Source organism: Neisseria sp. P0009.S007 (genome assembly GCF_051962515.1).
This window is the reverse complement of the sequence record NZ_JBQCVF010000012.1, coordinates 7,309-10,946: the sequence shown is the minus strand read 5'-3', so window position 1 is coordinate 10,946 and position 3,638 is coordinate 7,309. Positions and strand designations below refer to the sequence as shown.

Annotated in this window: 4 protein-coding genes; all 4 read left to right on the top strand. The window is 52.0% G+C overall.

The features are described from left to right. Positions 1-711: heme/hemin ABC transporter substrate-binding protein (locus ACTHS3_RS02690; RefSeq protein ID WP_440367098.1), on the top strand; the 711-nt coding region annotated here is incomplete at its 5' end. A gap of 142 nt (positions 712-853) precedes the next feature. Continuing rightward, positions 854-1,795, top strand: coding sequence for a FecCD family ABC transporter permease (locus ACTHS3_RS02685; RefSeq protein ID WP_070625283.1), 942 nt, complete (start codon positions 854-856; stop codon positions 1,793-1,795). Positions 1,796-1,841: 46 nt separating this feature from the next. After that, positions 1,842-2,567 (top strand): ABC transporter ATP-binding protein, encoded by a 726-nt coding sequence (locus tag ACTHS3_RS02680; RefSeq protein ID WP_004520548.1) that lies wholly within the window; start codon positions 1,842-1,844, stop codon positions 2,565-2,567. A 274-nt stretch (positions 2,568-2,841) separates the two neighbouring features. Further along, on the top strand, positions 2,842-3,638 hold a 797-nt coding region (locus ACTHS3_RS02675), incomplete at its 3' end, for a radical SAM protein (protein WP_440367096.1).

Sequence of the window (3,638 nt, the reverse complement as noted above, 5' to 3'; positions counted from 1 at the left end):
CCCGATACGGCAGACATCGTTGCCGCGCTCGGCGCATTGGACGAAATCGTCGGCCGCGATCAGACCGTTCAAAATCCGGCATTGAAAAACAAGCCCAGTATCGGCATTCATCGCCGCCTGACGGTTGAACCGATTGTGGCCGCCAAACCCGACATCGCCATCGGTTCATGGATGGCGCAGCCTGCCGATATTTTTACCCACCTGCAAAAAGCAGGCATTAAAGCCGTCAATGTTGCGCCCGATGACAGCATCGCCGCCTATCCGCAAAGTATCCGCAACATCGGTCAGCTTATCGGTAAAAGCGCGCAGGCGGATAAGTTGGCCGGTAAGTGGCAGGCGGATATGAAACAACAGCCTTCCAGCGGCAAACGCTACCTCTTCAGCTACGACGGGCGCATCGTATCGGGCAAAAACACTGCCGCCGACGAAATCATCCGCCGCGCCGGCGGTATCAATGCCGCAGCCGCCATTGACGGTCTCAAACCGATGACGCGTGAGGCATGGATTGCGGCCAAACCCGATATCATCATTATTGCCGACCACAACACCGCTATGATAGGCAACGTCAAAACCTTTGCCGCACGCCCCGAAATCGCCGGCTCGCCTGCCGCGAAAAACGGCAAGATTTATTTGTGGAAGGCCAACGATATGTTCCGTTATGGTCTGGATACGCCACAAGTGATTCAGCGTTTGCATGGTTTGGCGAAATAAACGCACCTGTTTTGAAAACTCTGCCCGATTTTTGTTTTCAGACGGCCTCGATTTGTTCCTTCTTGTTGAGTAGGAAGCAAAACGGTTGTCTTAAAAATGCCGTCTGAAACCGTCCCTCAATCCGCTTAAACCGCATGATGTCATGAAACCGCATATCCTTACCCTCTGCCTGCTGCTTACTGCCGCCGCCGTTTATTTGTGCTGCGGCATCGGCTTTGGCGCGTGGGAGTCGCCGTTGGCGATGGATGAAACCGTCCGCCAAATTCGTTTACCACGCATCTATACCGCGCTTTTGGTTGGAGCCGGTTTGTCCGCTTCGGGGGCGGCATTACAGGCTTTATTTGAGAACCCGCTGGCCGATCCGAGTTTAATCGGGACGTCGGGTGGGGCGGCCTTGGGCGTAATTGTGTTATTGGCTTTGGGCGGTGGCGAGATGGGTGTGCCGGGCGCGGCTTTTCTCGGTGCATTGGGTGTGTGCCTGCTGATTTTGGCGGTGCATAAACTGCTCGGCGGCGGTACTTTGGGATTGCTGGTGTTGGGGTTTGTGTTGAGCGCGTTTTCGGGCGCGGTGGTCAGTATGATTTTGTTTTTATCTGACGATTTGGTATTGCGCAGCGCGACCACATGGCTGTCGGGCAGCCTTGCCGAAGCCGGTTTCTCATCGCCTGTCGCGGCAATCGCGGTCATGTTGCCCGGTTTTCTGATTTTGCTGTCGGCAGGCAGGCGGCTGGACGTTTTGATGACGGGCGAAGACACGGCTGCCAGTATGGGGGTGTCGGTCGGGGCATTGCGTGTGCAAACCGTAATCGGCGCGGCATTGATGACGGGGGCGGCGGTATCGCTTTCGGGCATCATCGGTTTTCTCGGCATGATGATCCCCAATGTGCTGGCGCAAACCGTCGGCGGCAGTCGCCGCAAACTGATTACGCTGTCGGCTTGGTTGGGCGCAGTATTTTTGATGGTGGTGGACGGCGCGGCGCGCTGGCTAACATACCCTGTCGATCTGCCGGTTGGTATCGTGATTGCCTTATTGGGCGGACCATTTTTTATGTATTTGTTTATCAAGCCTTTGAAAAGCCGTTGATGCCTAAACAGGCCGTCTGAAACTTCATTGCACCATATCTTTTGCCATGCATACCTTATTTCAAATCCGTAATCTTTCCGTCCGCGTCCAAGACAAAACCCTGCTTGAAATCGATCAACTGGATATACCTTCGGGCATGACCGTCATTATCGGCCCGAATGGTGCGGGTAAATCTACTTTACTGCGTGCCTTAATCGGGCAAACAGGGCAGGGGAAAATCACTCTTTTCGGTGAGGCCATTGCGCCGCAAATCCGTGCGGGCAGGGTGGCATGGGTCGGGCAGCATGGCCGTTACAATATGCCGATGACCGTACGCGAATACATTGCGTTGGCGTCATTCGTACAAAAAGGCCGTCTGAACCATGAATGGTCGGACGAGTTGCTCGATTATTTTGATTTGACAGCATTGGCGGATAAGCGTATCGGCAAGCTCTCAGGCGGCGAACAGCAACGCGCCAACATCATCCGCGCCCTGTTGCAAAATGCGCCGGTCTTGCTTTTGGACGAACCGTGCAACCATCTCGATATCCGCCACCAACACCGCCTGATGCAGTATTTGGTCGGGCATTCAAGCCGTGCCTCATCAATAATGGTATTGCACGATTTAAACCTCGCCGCGCGTTATGCGGAACATATTATCTTGATGAATAAGGGAAAAGTCATTGCATCAGGCAAGGTGGGCGAAGTGATGCGCCCCGACTTGCTTGAATCGGTTTACGGTTGGCAGATACGCCGTTGCGAAGATGAAGCAGGGTTTTATTTCAGAAGCTGAGCGCCAACAGGCCGTCTAAAAAACGATAAAGAAAATTTATTTTATCGTTCAAAAATCAAACGAGATGGGAGGATGTTCCTGACTTGAAGAACCAAATTTTACACATTTCACAAGTAAAATGCCGATTTCCATCAAATAGAAATACATTTAATTATTTATAGAATACAATATTTTAAAATAATACTGATTTTTAATTACTCAAAATTATTGACAAGAAAACGATGATGGTTATTTAATATATCAATCTTATTAATAATTTTTATTAATCATTATCATGGTACAGCAGCTTGTTTGGACTCCGAAACAATCCGCGCCCAAGGCATTTCCCGAACGTCAGGCATTGATGCCGGTTTGGGGCGGCGTTCCAATGCCGCGTCCCCAATGGCAGAACATTTGGAAGAAAAAGCTTCCCCATGCCACCGATGTGGACGCGCTTGCTTATCTGCATATTCCATTTTGCGCCAACCATTGCGTTTTTTGCGGCTTCTACCGTAATGCGTGGAAGGACAGCCAAAGCAGCGTGTACACCGACAAAATTATCGAAGAAATGGCCACTGAAGCCGAAGTCCGTACAGGCGAGGGCAAAATCCGAGCCGTTTATTTCGGGGGCGGTACGCCGACCGCGTTGCTTACGGAAGACCTCGTCCGCCTGATTCGTGCCTGTTACCAATATCTGCCGCTTGCCGAAGATTGCGAATTCACCATCGAAGGGCGCATGAGCCATTTCGATTTGGAAAAAGCACAGGCCTGCATCGAAGCAGGCGCCAACCGAATCTCCATCGGCGTACAAACTTTCAATACCGCCATCCGCCGCCGTCTCGGCCGCAAACACAGCGGCGACGAGGCGTTTGAATATTTGGCAAAATTGTGCGAACTCGATGCCGTGATTGTGGCCGATTTGATGTTTGGCCTGCCCAATCAAACCGATGACGTTTGGCAAAACGATATCGCTCGCGCCGCCGAGCTGCCCCTGTCCGGTTTGGATACGTACGCGTTCAACCTTTATCCCATGCTGCCCATCAACCGCATGATTGAAAAAGGCGCATTTCCGACACCGCCGGGTTTCGATAT